Origin of the sequence: Anaerofustis sp. NSJ-163 (assembly GCF_024135845.1) — a bacterium.
Lineage (GTDB): Bacteria > Bacillota > Clostridia > Eubacteriales > Anaerofustaceae > Anaerofustis > Anaerofustis butyriciformans.
In genome coordinates, this window is the sequence record NZ_JAMYJV010000004.1 from 132197 (window position 1) to 152337 (window position 20141).

At 29.0% G+C, this 20141-nt stretch carries 20 protein-coding genes; 5 read left to right on the forward strand and 15 right to left on the reverse strand.

Going from position 1 to position 20141, the window contains the following annotated elements; translation table 11 throughout:
* Positions 1-65: 65 nt before the first annotated feature.
* The 5 genes from M6G78_RS06905 to M6G78_RS06925 form a co-directional block, all read right to left on the reverse strand.
* A complete protein-coding gene (locus tag M6G78_RS06905; RefSeq protein ID WP_253229989.1) occupies positions 66-524 on the reverse strand; it encodes an RpiB/LacA/LacB family sugar-phosphate isomerase in 459 nt (152 codons plus the stop codon).
* Between the two features lie 10 nt (positions 525-534).
* Positions 535-1605, reverse strand: coding sequence for a 2-dehydropantoate 2-reductase N-terminal domain-containing protein (locus tag M6G78_RS06910; protein ID WP_138269141.1), 1071 nt, complete (start codon positions 1603-1605; stop codon positions 535-537).
* 168 nt (positions 1606-1773) lie between these two features.
* Positions 1774-2583: an ABC transporter permease gene (locus M6G78_RS06915; protein ID WP_253229990.1), complete on the reverse strand. Its 810-nt coding sequence runs from the start codon at positions 2581-2583 to the stop codon at positions 1774-1776.
* Positions 2570-3331, reverse strand: a complete 762-nt coding sequence (locus tag M6G78_RS06920) for an ABC transporter ATP-binding protein (RefSeq protein ID WP_253229991.1) — start codon at positions 3329-3331, stop codon at positions 2570-2572. The genes M6G78_RS06915 and M6G78_RS06920 overlap by 14 nt, the downstream gene beginning before the upstream one ends.
* Before the next feature lie 17 nt (positions 3332-3348).
* Positions 3349-4344, reverse strand: coding sequence for an ABC transporter substrate-binding protein (locus M6G78_RS06925; protein WP_371922830.1), 996 nt, complete (start codon positions 4342-4344; stop codon positions 3349-3351).
* A gap of 174 nt (positions 4345-4518) precedes the next feature.
* Between M6G78_RS06925 and M6G78_RS06930 the strand changes: the two genes are divergently transcribed.
* Positions 4519-5220, forward strand: a complete 702-nt coding sequence (locus M6G78_RS06930; RefSeq protein WP_138269145.1) for a DUF554 domain-containing protein — start codon at positions 4519-4521, stop codon at positions 5218-5220.
* Between the two features lie 31 nt (positions 5221-5251).
* On the opposite strand, the gene M6G78_RS06935 is transcribed toward M6G78_RS06930, so the two are convergent.
* The 5 genes from M6G78_RS06935 to M6G78_RS06955 all read right to left on the reverse strand — a co-directional run bounded on the left by M6G78_RS06935 (position 5252) and on the right by M6G78_RS06955 (position 9271).
* Entirely contained in the window at positions 5252-6622 is a 1371-nt protein-coding gene (locus M6G78_RS06935; RefSeq protein WP_253229993.1) for an aldehyde dehydrogenase, read from the reverse strand.
* A gap of 66 nt (positions 6623-6688) precedes the next feature.
* On the reverse strand, positions 6689-7213 hold the full coding sequence (locus tag M6G78_RS06940) for a hypothetical protein (RefSeq protein WP_253229994.1): 525 nt from the start codon (positions 7211-7213) through the stop codon (positions 6689-6691).
* Positions 7214-7383: 170 nt separating this feature from the next.
* Positions 7384-8385 (reverse strand): lipoate--protein ligase, encoded by a 1002-nt coding sequence (locus M6G78_RS06945; RefSeq protein WP_253229995.1) that lies wholly within the window; start codon positions 8383-8385, stop codon positions 7384-7386.
* A gap of 3 nt (positions 8386-8388) precedes the next feature.
* Complete coding sequence (locus M6G78_RS06950) at positions 8389-8667, reverse strand: hypothetical protein (protein WP_138268722.1); 279 nt, start codon at positions 8665-8667, stop codon at positions 8389-8391.
* A 55-nt stretch (positions 8668-8722) separates the two neighbouring features.
* Positions 8723-9271, reverse strand: coding sequence for a Sir2 family NAD-dependent protein deacetylase (locus M6G78_RS06955; protein WP_207669790.1), 549 nt, complete (start codon positions 9269-9271; stop codon positions 8723-8725).
* Between the two features lie 133 nt (positions 9272-9404).
* On the opposite strand from M6G78_RS06955, the gene M6G78_RS06960 reads away from it, so the two are divergent.
* Positions 9405-10358: a Gfo/Idh/MocA family protein gene (locus M6G78_RS06960; RefSeq protein ID WP_138268720.1), complete on the forward strand. Its 954-nt coding sequence runs from the start codon at positions 9405-9407 to the stop codon at positions 10356-10358.
* 10 nt (positions 10359-10368) lie between these two features.
* On the opposite strand, the gene M6G78_RS06965 is transcribed toward M6G78_RS06960, so the two are convergent.
* Both M6G78_RS06965 and M6G78_RS06970 read right to left on the reverse strand, forming a co-directional pair.
* Positions 10369-13032 (reverse strand): calcium-translocating P-type ATPase, PMCA-type, encoded by a 2664-nt coding sequence (locus M6G78_RS06965; protein WP_138268719.1) that lies wholly within the window; start codon positions 13030-13032, stop codon positions 10369-10371.
* A 228-nt stretch (positions 13033-13260) separates the two neighbouring features.
* Positions 13261-14589 (reverse strand): MATE family efflux transporter, encoded by a 1329-nt coding sequence (locus M6G78_RS06970; RefSeq protein WP_138268718.1) that lies wholly within the window; start codon positions 14587-14589, stop codon positions 13261-13263.
* A 104-nt stretch (positions 14590-14693) separates the two neighbouring features.
* Between M6G78_RS06970 and M6G78_RS06975 the strand changes: the two genes are divergently transcribed.
* Positions 14694-15314: a Crp/Fnr family transcriptional regulator gene (locus M6G78_RS06975; protein WP_138268717.1), complete on the forward strand. Its 621-nt coding sequence runs from the start codon at positions 14694-14696 to the stop codon at positions 15312-15314.
* A 20-nt stretch (positions 15315-15334) separates the two neighbouring features.
* Here M6G78_RS06975 and M6G78_RS06980 read toward each other — a convergent pair whose 3' ends face one another.
* The 3 genes from M6G78_RS06980 to M6G78_RS06990 all read right to left on the reverse strand — a co-directional run bounded on the left by M6G78_RS06980 (position 15335) and on the right by M6G78_RS06990 (position 18207).
* On the reverse strand, positions 15335-15721 hold the full coding sequence (locus M6G78_RS06980) for a helix-turn-helix domain-containing protein (RefSeq protein WP_207669789.1): 387 nt from the start codon (positions 15719-15721) through the stop codon (positions 15335-15337).
* Positions 15722-15814: 93 nt separating this feature from the next.
* A complete protein-coding gene (locus M6G78_RS06985) occupies positions 15815-17533 on the reverse strand; it encodes a phospho-sugar mutase (protein WP_253229996.1) in 1719 nt (572 codons plus the stop codon).
* Between the two features lie 29 nt (positions 17534-17562).
* Positions 17563-18207, reverse strand: a complete 645-nt coding sequence (locus tag M6G78_RS06990; protein ID WP_253229997.1) for a cyclase family protein — start codon at positions 18205-18207, stop codon at positions 17563-17565.
* A gap of 159 nt (positions 18208-18366) precedes the next feature.
* Between M6G78_RS06990 and M6G78_RS06995 the strand changes: the two genes are divergently transcribed.
* Together M6G78_RS06995 and hprK are read left to right on the forward strand one after the other, a co-directional pair.
* Complete coding sequence (locus tag M6G78_RS06995; protein ID WP_138268714.1) at positions 18367-19188, forward strand: Cof-type HAD-IIB family hydrolase; 822 nt, start codon at positions 18367-18369, stop codon at positions 19186-19188.
* Positions 19188-20126, forward strand: a complete 939-nt coding sequence (gene hprK / locus M6G78_RS07000; protein WP_138268713.1) for an HPr(Ser) kinase/phosphatase — start codon at positions 19188-19190, stop codon at positions 20124-20126. The genes M6G78_RS06995 and hprK overlap by 1 nt, the downstream gene beginning before the upstream one ends.
* Positions 20127-20141: the final 15 nt, after the last annotated feature.

A 20141-nucleotide genomic window follows, 5' to 3' on the forward strand; every position in this document is an offset into this window, starting at 1 on the left:
AGCCGCTAAAAGCGGCTTTCCTACCAAAAAGAAAAAATGGTAAACATATATAATTATTAAAATAATTATTTACGATATTTTTCGTCAAGCTTCATTACTTCATCAACGTTGCTTTGACTCTTACAACCTTGTTCAAAGTCATTGTCTAACCAGTGTTTTAAAACAACTTTTGCTGTTTCTTTACCAATAACTCTGTATCCCATAGTGATAATTTGTGCATTATTGCTTAAGCTTGCTCTTTCTGCTGAATATGGGTCATGACAAACAGTTGCACATACTCCAGGAACTTTATTGGCAGCAATACTCATTCCAATACCTGTTCCGCAGAATAATAAACCTCTGTCATAATCTTCATCTCTTACGGCTAATGCAACTTTTTCTGCTATATGAGCATAAAAAGTTTTATCATTTTCATCTTTAACTCCTAAATCAGTTACTTCGTATCCTTCGTCTTGTAAAAATTTAACAATTTCATCCTTTAAAAGTAAACCTACTGCATCTGCACCTAATACTATTTTTTTCATATTCTTCCTCCTATTCGTAATCAAAACCTGTACATTTATTCATTACTTTAACAATTGTTTCATATGATGGAGCATCGTTGTATAAAATTTCATACAAAGCTTCCAAGAAAGGAAGTTTTTCTCTTTTTAATACTCCTTTTTCTTCAAGTTGAGCTACAAGTTCCCAAGCAAATTTTATCGCATTATAACCTTCAACTGTTATATCTTCATCTCTCATTTTCTTTATGGCTTTTGTTCCCGGCATCCCGGCACCTACAACTTCACCTAAAATTCTGTTTCTTCCTGCTTCACATGTAATTTCAAGATCTCCAACACCCGGTTGACCTATAACAGAAGCATAACTTCCGCCCATTGCTTTTGTTAAAACGCCCATTTCAGCAACCGCAAATGTGAATAAAGCAGCTTTACAGTTATTATTGTTTTTACCTTCAAGTTCTTTAAAACCTTCAGCCATTCCAAGACCGATTGAATAAGCATTTTTCATTGCCGCACAAATTTCAAGTCCGATTACATCAGTTGTAACACCTACATTATATTTATCTGTTGCAAGAAGACTTCTCATATATTTTGCTGCTTCAATATCTTTACTTGCATAATCTACTGAGTTTGGACATTCCCATACAACTTCTACAGCTTTACAAGGTCCGCCAACAAATACCAAAGGAATTTTTCCTTTTAATTCTTCAGGAAGTAATTGTTCTAAAATATCAGGAAGAATAATTACTTTGTCTTTTTGTTCAAGATCGTATTCAAAACCTTTTGAAACACTACCTACAACCATTCCTTCTTTTAAATAAGGAATTGCTTTTTTAAATACACTTGCAAGACCGTCGCTTGTTATACCCATTATAACTAAATCTGCGCCTTCCATAGCTTGTTCAAGTTCTTCATTGTAAAAATACTTAATTCCGTCTGCAAGTTTACATTTGTGTTTTATATGAGTTCCGTCTTTTTTCAACTGATCGATAATTTCAGTATCAAGATGAGTCCCCCATAAGTTTACATTGTGTCCGTTCTTTCTAAGTGGAGTAGAAAGGGCACTTCCCATCGCCCCTGCACCAAGAATTGTTACATTAGCCATATTATATGTACCTCTCTTTATTTTAATTACTATATTTTATATAAAAAAACCATAACATAATAACACATGTAACATGTGCATTTCGTTATGGTTTCTCTAATTCTCTTCCAAAACTTTCTATTAAGTTATATTTATTATATACGATAAGTGAAAATTTTTCAATATATTTTAATTATATTTAATGATTTTTTTCTCTAAGAATGAAACTAAAAAATACATAATTCCTGCAACAGCTGATAAAATAACCACTCCAGCCATAACAAGATCAAGATTAAAAACTTGTGAGCCATAGACAATTAAGTACCCAAGACCCTCTTTACTTACAAGAAATTCTCCCATTATAACGCCTACCCATGAAAGACCTACGTTTATTTTTAAAGCATTTATTATATTTTCTATACTTGAAGGAAAAACTGCTTTTGAAAAAATTTGCATCTTTGTTGCATTAAAAGTCTTAAGCAGTATTATCTTTTCTTCCTCGACTTGCATAAATCCGGAATATACACCTATTATTGTTGCAACAATTGAAATTGCAAGAGTCATAATTAAAATAGAACCCATTCCTGCTCCGGCCCATACGATTATTACCGGACCTAATGCTACTTTAGGTAAAGCATTTAACACAACCAAATAAGGATCAAGTATCTTTGCAAGCCTATCACTCCACCATAATATCATTGCTATTATCGTTCCAAGAATTGTACCTATGCTAAAACCCATTACAGTTTCAAACGTTGTAATAAAGATGTGATTATAAAGCCCGTTTGTTTTTATTAAATCCACTATTGTTTTAAAAATTCTACTTGGAGAAGATGTAATAAATTGATTAATCCATCCCATTTTTGCACTTAATTCCCAAATCAAAATAAAACATACTAAAATCGCAACCTTCCAAAACAAAACTATAAAATTTTCTTTTTTTATATTTTTTAAGAAATTTTCATGTTCTTTTTTCTTTAAATCATCATATATGCACATCTAAATCCCTCCATATTTTATCATAATAATCAGCAAATTCCTTTGCTTTACGCCTTTCAACTGGACTTAAAGAATCAACGGAAAGATTAATTTCATATATATTTTTTATATTTGCCGGTCTTTGAGAAATAACAACCACCCTGTCAGCCAAAGAAATAGCCTCTGATAAATCATGAGTAACAAGTATTGCAGTTTTATTACTTCTTCTTATAGCCAAACTTATATCTTCACTTACGGCAAGCCTTGTTTGATAATCGAGAGCTGAAAATGGTTCATCAAGCAAAAGTATATCGGGTTTTAGAGCAAGAGTTCTTATTAAAGCAACTCTTTGCCTCATTCCTCCTGATAATTGCTTTGGATAAGCATTTATGAAATTTTCTAAACCATACATTTTTAAAAGTTCCATTACATATTTTTTATCTTTATCATCTATTTTTCCTCTTGATCTTATTTCAAGACCAAGTAATGCGTTATTTAATATGGTACGAAAAGGAAAAAGCTCATCTTGTTGCAGCATATAACCTATTGTAGGGTCTTGTTTACTTATGGTAAAAGTACCGCTGCTTGGCTTAATCAAATTAGAAAGCATCGATAAAATAGTACTTTTCCCACAACCGCTTGGACCTACCAAAGCTATAAATTCACCTTCATATACATCCAGAGAAAACCCTTCTACTGCAGTTATTATGCTGTTTTTCGTATGAAAGTTTTTCACCAAATCTCTAATTTCCAATAAAGGTTTTCTCATTACTCATACTCCTTTATCTATTTTGTTTTCTCTGCAAATGTAGTATTTACCAAATCTTCATATGCAGCTTTTTCATCAAGCTGTCCAGCCATTGTCATAATTTCTTGAAGTCTGTTAAAAGCATCTTCTGTTATAACAGGTGTATCATTCCATGCATCAATACTTTTATATCTGTCAATTACTTTAACTAAAGTATCTTTATCTGTATCAGGGAAAAATTCTGCTATGTTATCTGCAATTTCTTCACTGCTTGCACTTTTTACGTATTTTAAACCTTTAGAAACAGCATTTGTAAAACTTTGAATAAGATCGGGATTTTCCTCTATAAAACCTTTTCTTGCATTATATACTGTATAAGGAACTTCACCGCTTTCTTCACCTATTGACTTAAGAACATATCCTTGTTTATTTTCTTCAACCTCTGTTGCACTAGGTTCAAATAATGCTACATAATCACCTGTTCCACCTACAAAAGTTCCAGCCATAGCTGCAAATTGTACAGATGTATCTAATGTAACATCTTTTTTAATATCTAAACCGTTCTTTTTAAGTACATATTCAAGAGTCATTTCAGGAACACCGCCGGCTCTTCCTGCAATAATATGTTTTCCTATTAAATCAGAATATTTAAAATTACCTTTACTGTCTTCTCTACCAACTAAAAATGATCCATCTTTTTTTGTTACTTGGGCAAAGTTTATTAAATAATCTTCTTGACCTCCCTGCATAACATAAATAGTTGCTTCAGGACCGCAAAATCCAATATCACTATCTCCGCTTAAAACTGCAGCAGTTACTTTATCCGCTCCTTGTGCCGTTGTAAGTTCTATATTTATTCCTTCTTCTTCAAAATATCCAAGACTAATCGCCGCATATTGAGGTGCATAAAAGATTGAACGTGCAACCTCGCTGACTTTTACGGTTGTAAGTCCTTCATCTTTATTGCTTCCACATCCAACAAAACAAGACAGACAAACTAACACACTAACTAAAAGTCCAATAATCTTTTTCAAATTACTACCTCCCAAATTGTTATTCACCATTATAGTATGCTGATTTATTTAATTTTGTACTTATATAAAAAGTCTTTTATTGAAAAACAAAAATTTTAATAGTAATATATTAGATACAAATATTAATTATGAAATTAAAACAATCAATAACTTAATATGGCAAAGAGGTAATAAATGGGAACAATAGTAAATGTTATTGCAATTTTATTTGGAAGTACCATAGGAATGCTTTTTAAAAAATTTATAAATAAAAGAATAGAGAATAATTTAAAAACCGCTCTGGGACTTTCTACTGTAATAATAGGCATACTTGGAATAATCACTTCAAGTATTACAGTAGATAATAATGGAGTACTACAATCAAATAATGTATTATTACTTGTTTTAAGTTTGGTAATAGGAACTTTTATCGGTGAAATCTTAAATATAGACTATAAGACAAATCAGATAATAAAAAAATTAGAAAATAAACTTTCAATACAAGGATTTTCAGATGGATTTATTCCTGCTTCGGTTTTATTCTGCACAGGGGCAATGGCAATAATAGGCTCTTTAAATGACGGTCTTATAGGAGATCATACAATTCTCTTCACTAAATCAATACTTGACGGAACAATAGCAATATTATTCGCTTCAACTTTAGGATTTGGAGTATATTTTTCAAGCTTAACCGTTTTAATTTATCAAGGAGCAATAACAATTCTTGGAATATATTTATCTCCTTATTTGTCTGATGCACTTATAAATAACATATGTCTGGTTGGATATGCAATGATTGTATGTATCGGTCTTGACTTAATGAAAATAAAAGAAATAAAAGTTTTAAATATGCTTCCGGGACTTTTAATCCCTATTTTATATGCTTTAATTTTTTAAAAACAAAAAAGAAGAGTACAAACTCTTCTTTTTATTTTAAAATTTTTTTTATAAGATTTTCTTTTTTCTTTGTATAAGGCTGATATCTTAGATTAATATCAATTAAATTGCTTCTTTTAAGTATACTTTTTTCATGAGAAAAAGTATTAAACCCATATTCCCCGTGATAACTTCCCATACCACTGTTACCTACTCCTCCAAACCCCATATATTCATTTGTAAGATGAACAATGGTATCATTTATACATCCACCCCCAAAATTAACTCTTGATAAAATATAATCTTCTAAAGCTTTATTATCAGAAAACAAATATAAAGCTAATGGAGTTTTGTTATGGTTTATTATTTCTACAATATCTTCTTTTGTTTTAAACGTCATTATAGGAATAATAGGCCCAAATATTTCTTCCTTCATACAAGCGCTCTCAAATGTTACATTATCTATTATTGCAGGCTCAATTCTTAAATTCGCTCTGTCAACTTTCCCTCCCCAAATTATATCTTCATTTTCTAACATAGATACAATTCTGTTAAAATGCTTTTCATTTATTATTTTTACATAATCTTTATTTTTAAGAGGCTTTTCTCCGTATTGAATTGATATTTCCTTTTTTAACAATTCTATAAAATTATCTTTTATATTTTCTTTTACAATTAGATAATCAGGAGCAACACAAGTTTGTCCTGCATTTAAAAATTTACCAAATACTATTCTTTTTGCTGCAAGTTTCAAATTTGTATTTTCATCAACAATACAAGGGCTTTTCCCTCCAAGTTCCAACGTTACGGGTGTTAAATTCTTACTTGCCTTTTCCATAACCAGTTTCCCAACGCTTACACTACCTGTAAAAAATATATAATCATATTTTAAATCAAGTAAAAAGCTATTTACTTCTCTTCCTCCTAAAGAAACACTTACTACTTCTTTAGGCAAATATTTTTCAAGAAGCTTTTTTAATACTTCACCTGTATATTTTGAATAAGCACTTGGCTTTACAACACAAACATTTCCCGCACTTATTGCATCTACTAAAGGAGAGATCGTAAGCATAAAAGGATAATTCCAAGGACTCATAATAAGAACTAAACCATAAGGAACCTTTACCTTGTAACTTTTACTGTAAAACTGTGATATCGGCGTTTTAACTTTCTTTATTTTACTAAATTTCTTTATATGTTTTATCATATAGTTTATTTCAGTTAAAACCATTCCAATTTCACACATATAACTTTCATAATAACTTTTACCTAAATCTTTTTTTATAGCTTCACAAATTTCTTCTTCCATTTCAAGAATACCTTTTTTTAAATTTTTTAAAAGTTCTATTCTAAAATTAATATCTAAGGTCTTGCCGCTATTAAAAAATTTATTCTGAATTTTTATTTTTTCTTTTATTTCCATATTATCACCGCTATTTTATACAAAAAAATATACTTAAATATATAAGTATATTTTTATAATTTAATATTAATTATCGCTATTTTTATTAGCATTATTCTTTTTTTCTTGTTCTTCTTTTTTAAGCTGCTTTGCTTCTTTTTTTCTTCTAAGTCTTTCTCTTTCTTTTTCCTCTCTTTGTTGTCTTTTATTTATTTTCTTAATTCTTTTTTCTTCTTTTTTATTTTGATACTCTTCAATTTGTTCTTTTGTAACACTCATGTTTTTTGATTTAAGTTTTTCTTCATTTTCCTCATCATATCCCATAAAACCATTTAAAAGAAGAGTTTTCACATAGTTTCTATTATAAATAAAAGCAAAAACCAAATTTATTACAAACCATATACATAACAAGGTAAAAGACCTATTTAGTAAAATTAAATTAAACTTATCTTGAATATATCCCACAACAAAATAAGTGCAAAGCATTATTAATGTCCAGAAAAAATCTGCTCTTAACAAAGGTACAAATGGACCAAAAAACAAAGTTGTAAAACTAAATCCTAATTTTGATTTTTTTATTCTATTTTCATTATTTTTTAGAAATATTTTCATTCTACATTACGCCTCCGTTTTGACATAAACATATATTAGCACAAAATTTGTAAAATTTTTATATAATTTGTTATTTTTAATATAATTATAAGATTCTAACGACATTCTAATAATGGCTATATTAATATATATGCATTAAGCAAAAAAATAATAAAAAAGACTGATTATCCTCAGTCTTTTTCATTAAATAAAATTTTAATAAAATCATCATTTTTAATATTTATAATATAATCAGATATATTTATATTACTTAAAAGTTTAAATACATCTTCTTTTTTATATCTTATCCCTTTTAAATTATCTTCAAGCTCTTTTGTTTCTTTAACAGAAAAGTAATCTCCGCTTATATTAATATCATTTATAAGTCCGTCTTTTATATCAAGCATGATATCAATTATACCTACGCCCTCTATTTTCTTTTTATTTTTTATTGTAAATTTAGGCGAATATCCATAGTTAAAGTCCCAGGTTCCATACTTTTCTTTAACCAGTTTTTCTATATTTTCGATATCTTCCTTTGAAAGTATGTATTCATCAATATCCTCATTGTTATATATTTCATTTAAAATAAAATCCTTAAATTCATAAATATCCATATCTCTGTTTATCATATCTTTAATATTCAAAACCCTGCTTCTTACGGATTTTATTGCCTTTGAAGTTATCTTTATATCACTGACATTTAAAGCATTAACAAGTGCTTCAACATTAACATCAAACATTATAGTTCCATGATGTAACACTTTCTTTTTGTTCATACACTGCGCATTTCCACTTATTTTTTTTCCATCAACAAGTATGTCGTTTCTTCCGCTTAATACAGCATCAATTCCCAGTTTCCTTAATGCTTTTATTATAGGAGTAGTATATTTTTCAAAATCAATTTCTTTTATATCATCTTTTTTTGTTGTAATGAAAGAAAAATTCAAATTTCCTTCATCATGATATACTGCTCCTCCTCCTGTATTCCTTCTTGCAACAATAATATTATTCTTTTCTACATATTCACTGTTTATTTCTTCGATTGTATTTTGATGTTTCCCAACTATAATTGAAGGAACGTGAATATAAAAAAAGAAATAATCATCATCGAACTTATCATTATTCATTACATAATTTTCAAAAGCCATGTTATAGTAAGGTACTTTAAAGTCAGTTTTTATATATTTCATAATCTAAATAATCTCTCCGGAAAATAATATATTTGTATACACTTCGTCATTTGGTCCTTTTTTAGTATATATTGTAATATTACCTACACAAGTATCATATCTTGCAAACTTATTTACAACACCGTTTGTTTCAATCATTGTAAACTTTACAAGAGCATTTAAAAGGTCATCTAAAAATTCATCATTGTATTTTTCAAGTTGTGTAAATACATCTTGACTACAACCAAGAACGCCAAGTTTCTTATTGGCAACCAATATACCTTGCAAATAATCGTCTTTCATAATCTTACCTCCTAAGAAAACAATATAATAATATTCTTTCCCAAGATATTATTTTTTATTTTGTCAATTCTTCTAATACTTTTCTTACATTTTTTTGAGCATCTTCTTGTATCTCTACAATTTTTGCACCTCTGCTTTTTGCTACTTCTCTTAAATCACAAGCGATAGCTGTATGATAAGAACAGCCTATAACAAGAAACACATCGCCAGGTTTCATTGTAGAAACAAGTTCATAAGCCTTTTGGTAATTTGGTGCAGGATCTCCATATAAAACAGGCTTATTACGTAATTTATATGCTATATCCATTTCGTCATCTTCAGGCAGCCCCCCATGAAGTTCTAAAGGTTCACTTCCCGCTTTTGTATGGAGTCCATCTATATTCATTGTAATAATTGGAATATTGTATTCACTTAAAGCATAATGAGCATCATTAGGCTCAGCTCCATTCATATTTGCTTTTAATTGTCTGATTGTTTCGTTATATTCTTTTGGATGTAATATGGCAAAATCTCTAAACAGTTTTTCTCTTACATCAGGTCTTTCCATAAAAGTTGGAATATTACTTTGTTTTGATATACCTGCTCCGGTAAACGCTATAATCATTTTTATCATCCCTTATCTTAAAAATTTATTATATAATTATACCCTTTAAATTATTCAAATTCAAGAAGTTATACTTTAGTAATAAATCTATTTAGTGTATAATTATCTATATAAAATATGAGGAGATAGTAAAATGGTTAAATATGGGATATTAAGCACAGCGTCGATAGTTCCAAGATTTGTAAAAGGTGTAAGAGAAAGCGAAAACGGAGAAGTTGTTGCAATAGCTTCAAGAGGAGAAGAAAAAGCAAAACAAAAAGCAGAAGAATTAAATATAGGAAAATACTACGGAAGCTATGAAGAATTATATAATGATGATGAAGTTGATGTAATATATATAGCAACTATAAACTTTGCTCATTATCAAAATATTAAAGATGCATTAAACGCAGGCAAACATGTAGTTTGCGAAAAACCATTGGTTTTAGAAAAAAAACAAGCAGAAGAATTATTTGAACTTGCAAAAGAAAAAAATCTATTTTTAGCAGAAGCACAAAAAGAAGTATTCCTTCCTGTTACAAATAAAGTAAAAGAAATAATCAAAGAAAAACAAATCGGTGAAATAGGTCTTATGGATTTTGCGACTTCTTTCCCTGGAGATTATAATGCCTGGACTCTTGATTTATCAAAAGGTGGTGGAGTATTTTTTACAAATGCAGTATATTGCATAGAATATATCGAATATGTTTTAGGTAAACCAATAAGCGAGTACTTTGGAATGAGACTTAAAAGCGAAGAATTTGGTGGAGATAAAGAGTGTACACTTAACTTTAAAATAGGAAATGATACTCTAGCTACAAGCAAAATATCAGGATATGTTAAATTATTAAACAAATTGTTTATATACGGAAGTGAAGGTTACATTGAAATGGATAACTTCTATAAAGCTGATAAAATGACAATACACTATTATGACGACAGAGAAGATGAAGAAATTTATCATCCTGCTACATGTGAAATGACATATGAAATTAATCATTTTAATAGTTGCATTATGGAAGGCAAATTAACAAGTGATGTTATAACAAAAGAAATGACAATACATAACGTAGAAATACTTGAAAACATACAAAATTCATGGAAATAAAAAAGACTGTTTAAGCAGTCTTTTTTTGTTTATCATTTCTTCCCTGTTTCAAAAGACTATTTTCTTCCACAAACAAGTCTTTTGCAAGTTTTACGATTTCAGAACTTACCAAAGGAACTAGAGATAAAGTTAAAACAAAGTCCCACTTATTTGGATCAAGTGCAGATAATTCAAATATTTCTCTAAAAAATGGAACTATAACAATGATTATTGCAAGCAAAGCTGAAACTATATTTGCAAGTATAAGAACCTTATTTTTCATTGGAGCATTATCAAACAAGCTTTCATTCATTGCCCTTACATTAAATGTGTGAAATAACTGAGATAAGCAAAGTATCAAGAAAGCAAAGGTTCTTCCCGTCTCAAGAGAATAATAGGTATTACCAAACCAAAAACCAACCAATGTAACGAAACCAATTAGTAATCCTTCAAATATAACTCTTATGCTAAAACCAGGAGTAAATATATTGTTATCCTTCTTTTCAGGTTTCTTTTCCATTATATTTTCCTCTGAAGGGTCAACTCCAAGAGCAAGTGCAGGAAGCGAATCTGTAACTAAGTTTACCCATAAAATGTGTATAGGAAGTAGAGGCATAGGATAATTAAGTATTGTTGCAAAAAACAATGTAATAATTTCTCCGATGTTACAAGAAATCAAAAAATGTATGGCTTTCTTTATATTTTGGAATACCCCTCTACCCTCTTTTACTGCCATAACTATTGTTGAAAAATTGTCATCACATAAAATCATGTCAGAGGCACTTTTTGCAACATCCGTCCCTGTTATTCCCATTGCACATCCTATATCTGCTTTTTTAAGTGCTGCAGCATCATTAACGCCATCTCCACTCATTGCAACAATATTACCACTTTTTTGATAAGCTTTAACAATCCTTACTTTATCTTTCGGTGTAACTCTTGCATAAACACTTATATTATTTATTCTTTTCTCAAGTGCTTTATCACTTAAATGTTCAAGTTCCAATCCACTTATACATTCTTCATCATTTTTCAATATTCCAAGTTTTTTTGCAATAGCTTCAGCTGTAAGTTTATGATCTCCCGTAATCATAACAGGTTTTATTCCTGCTTTTTTACAAGTTTCAATTGATTCAAATACCTCCTCCCTTGGAGGATCAATCATAGCCGTAAGACCTACAAAAATGAGATTATCTTCTACATTTTCTTTATCAGGTAAATTATCCAAAACTTTATAAGCATACCCCATAACTCTATATGCTTCCATTGAGAGCTTGTCCACTTGAGATAAAAAATCTTCTCTTAAATCATCAGTTATTTTCTTTACATTAGATTCACAAACATAATGAGAGCATTTATTTATCAAAACATCGCTAGCCCCTTTTACATACACGATATACTTATTATCTTCCCTATAAATGCAGCTCATCATTTTCCTTTTAGAATCAAAAGGAAGTTCGTCAAATCTAATTTTCCTTTCTCTTTCTATTCCACTTTCTTTTGCAAGTCTAACCAATGCAACCTCAGTGCTATCCCCTATTTTAACTTCTTTACCTTTTTCATCATAATAAAGATTTGCATCGTTACAATCATACGCAACATTAATAAGCATTTTAAAAGCTATGCTTTTATTTGTAGAAAACTCATCTTTATCTATAATTCTATTTGCAATATAAACTTTTTCCACACTCATTTTATTCTGTGTTAATGTTCCTGTTTTATCTGAACATATTACGTTTGCACTTCCGAGCGTTTCAACGGCATGCATTTTTCTTATAATAGCACCTTTTTTACTAAGCCTTGTTATACCTATAGAAAGAACAATGGTTATTACACTGGGAAGACCTTCTGGTATTGCGGCGACAGCAAGAGAAACACTTGTCATAAACATATTTAAAGGTTTATTACAATGAATAAAACCTATAATAAAAATAGCAATACAAATCCCTAAACATCCAAGAGAAAGAACAGTTCCTATTTCTTTTGTCTTTTTTGCCATTGGAGTTATATTCTCCCCTTGCGATGTAATCATCTTGGCAACCTTGCCTATTTCGCTGTCCATACCTGTAGCCGTTACAATATATGTACAATTTCCATAAGTTACAATTCCCGAAGAATATACCATATTACGTCTTTCAGCAAGAGCAACTTTCTCTTCTTTTATAATTTTATTATCTTTGTCTATTGGGATACTTTCTCCTGTAAGAGAAGATTCATCTATTTTCAAATTATTGCTTTTTATAATTCTTCCGTCTGCGGCAATTAAATCACCGCTTTCGGCATAAACTATATCTCCCACAACAACTTTATTAAAAGGAACTTTTATAACTTGTCCATCTCTTATTATTTTTGCTTCGTTAACACTAAGCTCTTTTAATGCCTCAAGTTCATTATCTGCCTTATATTCTTGGAAAGATGCTATTAACGCATTTACTATTACTATAACTAGTATCATAATTGCATCTCTTCCCTCTCCTATAAAAAAAGAAACAGCAGCAGCAATTAAAAGAACAATAATAAGAAAATCCTGAAATTGAGATAAAAAGATATCTAAAAAAGTATTTCTTTTTTCCTCAATTAAAATATTTTCTCCATATTTTTCAAGCCTTAAATTTGCTTCTTCTTCGCTTAGCCCTTTTTCTTTATCACTATGTAACATTTCTATAATTTCATCAACCTCTACATTAAAAAACATAATACGCCTCCTTTTATAGAAATTATATTTATATAAATGTGTATAATTTATCGGTTTTTGTTTATGAATCAATAATAAAATTTATTCGTTATCAATTTTGAACTTTACAAAAATAAAAACTATACAAAAAAACACAACGAATGGTTATAAAAAAGAACTCAGATTTTGTCTGAGTTCTTATAATATAAAATTATAGATTAAATAAAAATGCACAAAAATTATCAAATATTAAAAAAATTCTTTATAAAGCTGCTTATAAAATAATATAAAAGCAATTATAACGGTCAAACCATCAGAAATTGCCTGTGACATAATTATACCCATATATCCTGCAACATGATAAGATATAATTAATACAGCTAAAAAGATAATACCTTGACGGCTTATTGATAGAATAAAAGAGCCTACAACTTTACCCATAGATTGAAATATTATAGTCATTAAAAGTATTAGCCCAACAAAAACCATTGTTATAACCTGAAAACGAAGCATTATAGTTCCCTGCTCAATAATACTTTGATTATTCATAAAACATTTAATCATCATTGGAGCACAAATGAATATAACAGCTGTAATGGCTATTGCGACAATGCTTATAAAATAAAGACAAAATTTTAATAACTTAACAAGACGTTTTTTATCTCCTGCACCATAGTAATAACCAAACAGAGGCTCTCCTCCAAAAGCAAGTCCTGTTAAAAGCAAAAGAGCAATCATGCTTACTTTTAATACTATCCCCATTGCGGCAATTTTGTCATTTCCATAAGGAAGAAGAAATTGATTCATTAAAACCACACTTACGCTCTGCATAAGATTTACAATAGCCGCAGGAATACCTATTCCAAGAATTTGCCATACATGTTTTAATGGTATTTTTAATTCTTTAAAATTAACTGATAATATTTTACTTTTTTTCAATACTATAAATATAAAGAAAATATCCGTAAATATATAACCTATTACTGTCGCAATTGCGGCACCTCCTGCACCCCATCCAAAATAAGATATAAAAATAGGATCCAAAATTATATTTACCAATGCACCGATTATTGTCCCTGCCATTGATTCTTTAGACATCCCCTCAGAACGCAAAAGATTTGAATGAATAAACGAAAGCATTATTGCAGGAGCACCGATGGCTAAATAAAAATAATAATTTGATGCATGAAAAAATGTTTCTTCATTTGCTCCGATTATATAAAGAAGGGGAATACGAAATATAAGCATTAATAATGTTATTATAAGACCTGTTATAATCGTAATATAAAAACAAAAAGAGCTTACTTGTCTTACTGATATTTCATCTTTTCTTCCAAGAAGTCTTGATATTAAAGACGCTCCGCCCTGTCCAAAAATATTACCAACAGCCATCAACAATGTAAACAACGGCATACCCAGAGACACACCTGCAACAATATTCGTATCGTTAGTTTGAGCAACAAAAAAAGTATCCGCTAAATTATATATAAGTGTTATTACCATACTAAAAACAAGTGGTAAGGATAATTTTATATATGCTCTCGATACTTTTTCATCATTAAATATCTTACTATCCATAATAATCTTAAATTCTCCTTAATTCAATTTCAATTTATTTTAATATATTAAGTTGATTTTTTCTGTGCCATATGTCACAATAGCTAAAGGAGATAGTAATTAAAATGAAAAAAATAAACGATCTAAAACAAATAGAAAAAATACTTAAAAAGACAAATATAAAAAAATATTTTTCTACCGAAAATTTAAAATTCGTAATATATAAATATGATAAAGGCGAACAAATAACATCACCAGACAAAAAACTCGATGATATATTATTCATAACCGATGGAATAATCAGAATATATGGTTTAAGAGACAACGGAACAATCTCTCCTGTAAACCAGCAAAAAGCCCCTATAATAATAGGTGATATAGAATTCACAAACCAGGGAAATCCCCCTTTTTTTACGGATGCAGCAACAGATGTGACTTGTCTTGCATTATCAATAAAAAAATATAAGAAAGAACTTGAAAATGATATTCCTTTTTTACATTTATTACTCCGTTCATATAGTGAAAAATTACAATTTTTTGCTTTTGTGGAAGCTGCAGCAGAAACCGTTGAACAGAGAGTTTTATTGTACCTAAAAAACATATCGCCCTCAAATAAACTTGAAGGAATAGACGCAAGTGCTTTAAAACTTCGATGCAGTAGAAGACAACTACAAAGAGTATTAACAAAACTTTGTCAAAGCGGACAAATAGAAAAAACAGGAAAAGGAAAATATAAATTAAAATAAAAAATAACTCAAAATATGAGTTATTTTTTATTCTTCACTTTTATAATCAAATATCCTATAATATATCCTATAATTCCTCCTATTATGGGAAAGAAAATAATATCAACTGCATCCAAAAAACTATTTAATAAAAATCCTATACAAAAGAAAATAATCCCCGTATAAAGAGCAAAATTAAAACAAAAACTTTCATCTAATGTATCAATTTCCTCTTCATCTCTAACAAGTGAATCTATTGTTACATCAAAAATATCAGCTATTAATTTTAAATTTTCTATATCGGGCATTCCATTTCCATTTTCCCATTTAGTAACAGCCTGCCTTGAAACATTAATCATTTCTGCTAAAGTTTCCTGAGAGTATTCATTTTTAATTCTAAGACTTTTTAATTTTTCTCCAAAATTCATACTTGCCTCCTTTTTTATAATCATATAAAAAAGCATATTAAAAGTCTGCTACCCATTATTATAATAATGCAACTTTTCGTTTCATCGGTGTTTTTAAATCATTTCTTTGATTGATTTCATATATTTTCTAGATTTATATTTTGCATCTTTCACAGAACTTCCTTTTGATAAAATATATAATTTTATTTTTGGTTCAGTTCCGCTTGGACGACAAATTATATCGCATCCATCTTCAAGTTCAAAAAACAAAACATCAGAAGTAACTTCATTAAGCTTTTCTTTTTCTCTTGTTTTTAAATTTGTAATGATATGGTTTTGATAATCTCTTACTCTTATTACATTAGTACCACTAAAATTTGTAGGAATATCTTTTCTTAATTTTACCCCTATGTTTTTTATTCTCTCTTCCCCATCTAAACCTTCCATATAAATACTTTCCGTTAGCTCATCGAAGTAACCGTATTTTTCATATAAGCAGTTTAGAGCATCAAATAAATCCATTCCTTTATCATAATAGTAACAAGCCATTTCACAAACAAGCATCGAAGTAACTATTCCGTCTTTATCCCTTGCATAACTTCCCTTTAAATAACCTATACTTTCTTCAAATCCATATATAAATTTGTATATACCTTCTTCTTCAATTTCTTTTATTTTCTTACCTACAAATTTAAAGCCTGTTAAAACTTCATAAAGTTTAACGTTATTCTTTTTACATATTTCGTCAACTATATTTGTAGTTACAATACTTTTTGTAATTGCAAAATTATTTTCAAATTCTGCCTTTTCTTTCTTTGCCATTATTATATATTCAAGAAGCAAAGCTCCGACTTGATTACCGGTTATAACTTTATATTCTCCGTCTTTATCTTTTGCCATAACCCCTACTCTGTCTGCATCAGGGTCAGTTCCTATTATTATATTTGCATTATTTTTTTTAGCAACCTTAATAGCCTCATTAAACCCATCTGCATTTTCCGGATTAGGAGATTTAACCGTTGAGAAATTTCCGTCTAAAACCATTTGACTTTCAACTTTTATAATATTATCTAGCCCTATTTTTGAAAGCACATATGGCACAAATTTATATCCACACCCATGAAAAGGTGTATATACTACTTTAAAATCATCTTTATGCTTTATTGTATATTTTGAATACTCGCTTTCTGATAATACTTTTTCCAAATAAATATTATCAATATCTTCTCCAATAATTTTAAGTAGTCCCTTTTTTACAGCTTCGTCTTTTTCCATAATTTTAATATCACTTAAAACATCTATCTTTATCATATTCTCATGAACTTTATGTGCCATATCTGGAGAAAGCTGAGCTCCGTCTTCCCAATAAACTTTATATCCGTTATATTCCTTTGTATTATGTGAAGCTGTTATATTTATTCCTGAAATTGCTTTAAGATGCCTTACCCCAAAAGAAAGCTCCGGAGTTGGTCTAAGGTCATCAAACAAATAAACTTTTATACCCATATTACATAGAGTAAGAGCTGCTTCAAGAGCAAATTTATCAGAATTATTTCTCGGGTCATGGCAAATAACAACGCCTCTTTTTTCTTCTCCTTCATTTAAAATAACTTTTCCAAGAGAAAATGTAGTGTGCCTTATGGTATATATATTCATCATATTTATTCCAATACCCATAACACCTCTAAGTCCCGCAGTTCCAAAATCAAGAAGTTTTGAAAATCTATATTCAATTTCAGTATTATTATCTTTAATGTTTAATAATTCTTTTTTTGATTCTTCATCAATCAAATTACTACTTAAAAATCTATTATATTCTTTTATATAATCCATAATTTTCTCCTTATAAAATTTTTATATATTTAACCATCTATTGCAAAAGCCCTAATTGGAGAAGCATCTAACTTATTTAATTTAAGAGCTACAAAATGGAATTCATATATTTTATTATCTTTAAGCAAATCCAAATTATTTAAATTTTCTACAATTAAAATATCATTTTTTAATAAATTATCATGAGCCGCCCAATCAGAAGGATTAGATGTAGAATCTAAACTAAAAGCATCAATTCCACATATTTGAATATTATTTTGAATTAAATTTAAGGCAACCTCTTTTGATAAATAAGGATGATGAATATATTTTTCACTGTTAAAATATTTACTAAATCCCGTTCTAAAAATAACAAAATCTACATTACAAATATTATTCTTATATTCTTTCAACTCTTCTAAATTAATTATTTCACCTTCTTTTTTATAACTTACATCTATAACTATTCCTTTACCAATAAATTTAGATATAGGATATTCATCAATTCCTTTTCCATCTTTTATAAAATGATTTGGAGCATCTATATGTGTAGCGCAATGTGTCGATATACTAAGTTCATTAACCATATATCCATCTTTGTCAAAAGTACAATGTTTTCTTATTTTTGTCTCAGGATCTCCCGGATAAACTTGTAAATTATTAATTATATTATGAGATAAATCTATTATTTTCATTTTTATTCTCCTAAATAACATATAATTATATTTAAATAGATTATACTCTATTAACATATACTTTACGTATTATTTTATATTTATATTGTAAAAAAAAAATAAATAATATAAAATAAAAATGAAATAACAATATATTAACTTTTTGAAAGAGAGAAAAAAATGTATAAATTAATAGCAACAGACATCGATGGAACTTTAATTAATTCAAAAAGAATTCTAACAGAAAACACAAAAGAAGTTCTTAAAGAAGCTTCTGACAATGGAATTGTGGTAATGTTATGCTCGGGGAGAGCTCCGGTAACATTAGACCTTATAACAGATCAACTTGATATTGATATGCCTCTTGCTTGTTACAATGGAGCACAAATATTAAGCGGAAAAAACGGTAAAGTTTTATATCAAAAAGGTTTAGATAAAGAAGATGCAATTTTAACTTATAAAGAAGGATGTAAAAGAAATGTCGGAGTAATAATTTGGACATTAGACGGAAAAATTGCATTTAATGAAAAAAACAGACACACAAAACATTATCTTGATAATTCAAACTATAAAGACGATGTTTTATACATAGGTGATGATTTAAGTTATTTTGACGATAAAGACAACAAAATTGCCAAATTACTATGGCAGGATGACCCTGAAAAAGTAGAAGAGCATATTCCTTACAGTAAAGAACTTTTAAAAGGTACAAATGCCATAAGTGCAACGAGCCAAAGTTTTTTACTTGAATTTACTCATAAAAATGCAAATAAAGCAGAAGCTATAAAACAAGTGGCAAAAGCTTATAACATAAAACATGAAGACACAATAGGCATTGGAGACGGATTAAACGATATACCAATGATTGAATATGCTTCCCTTGGAGTTGCAATGAAAAATGCACACAAAGAAGTATTAAAAATTGCAGATATAGTTGCACCAAGCAATGATGAAGAAGGCGTTGCTTATATAATAAATAAATATATGTTAGGTAAGGAATAATGAAAAGAGCATCTTTAGAAGAATTTTGTAAGAATCTTGAAGGCGAAATATTATACAGCGATTTTAGGAAAAATATCAAACTAAACACACCATTTTTAACAAGACCGGGAATACAATTAACGGGATTTTTTGAATACTTTGATAATGACAGAGTACAAATAATTGGAAATACAGAAAATGCTTATTTAAAACATCTTACACCTCAAGTTAGAGAAAATAGAATAAGAGCATTATTTAAGCATGACATTCCATGTGTAGTACTAACAAACGGTGTTAAAGAATATGATGAATTTGTTAAAATTGCAAGAGAAGAACACGTTATACTTATAAGAAGTAACTTCAATACAAACTTAAGTATAAATAAAACAGTAGCATTTTTAGAAGACTTATTTGCTCCTAAAATGCAGCTACATGGTGTTCTTGTTGAAGTTTTAGGTGTAGGTATATTACTTGAAGGTGAAAGTGGTATAGGTAAAAGTGAAATAGCACTTGAACTTGTTCAAAGAGGTCACAGACTTGTATGCGACGATTTAGTAGAAATTAAAAGACTAAACATCAATACTTTGGAAGGTTCTTGCCCTGAAATATTACAATATTTTATGGAAATAAGAGGAGTCGGTATTATTGATGTAAAGGCTTTATTTGGAATGGGTGCAATAAAGGATAAAGTTGATATAGAATTAATAGTTAGACTCGAACATTGGAACAATGAAAAACATTATGAAAGATTAGGTACAGAATATCAAAAAGAAGAATTACTTGATGTTTCTCTTGACAAATTAACAGTACCTGTTAGACCTGGAAGAAATATGGCTGTAATAATAGAAACGATAGCAAGAAATTATCGTGTAAACGAAATGGATTACAACGCAGGTAAGGTTTTCTGTGAAAGAATAGAAACATTTAATAATGCAAATGCAAAAAAAGTAAAAAAATAAAAAGACTTACAAAAA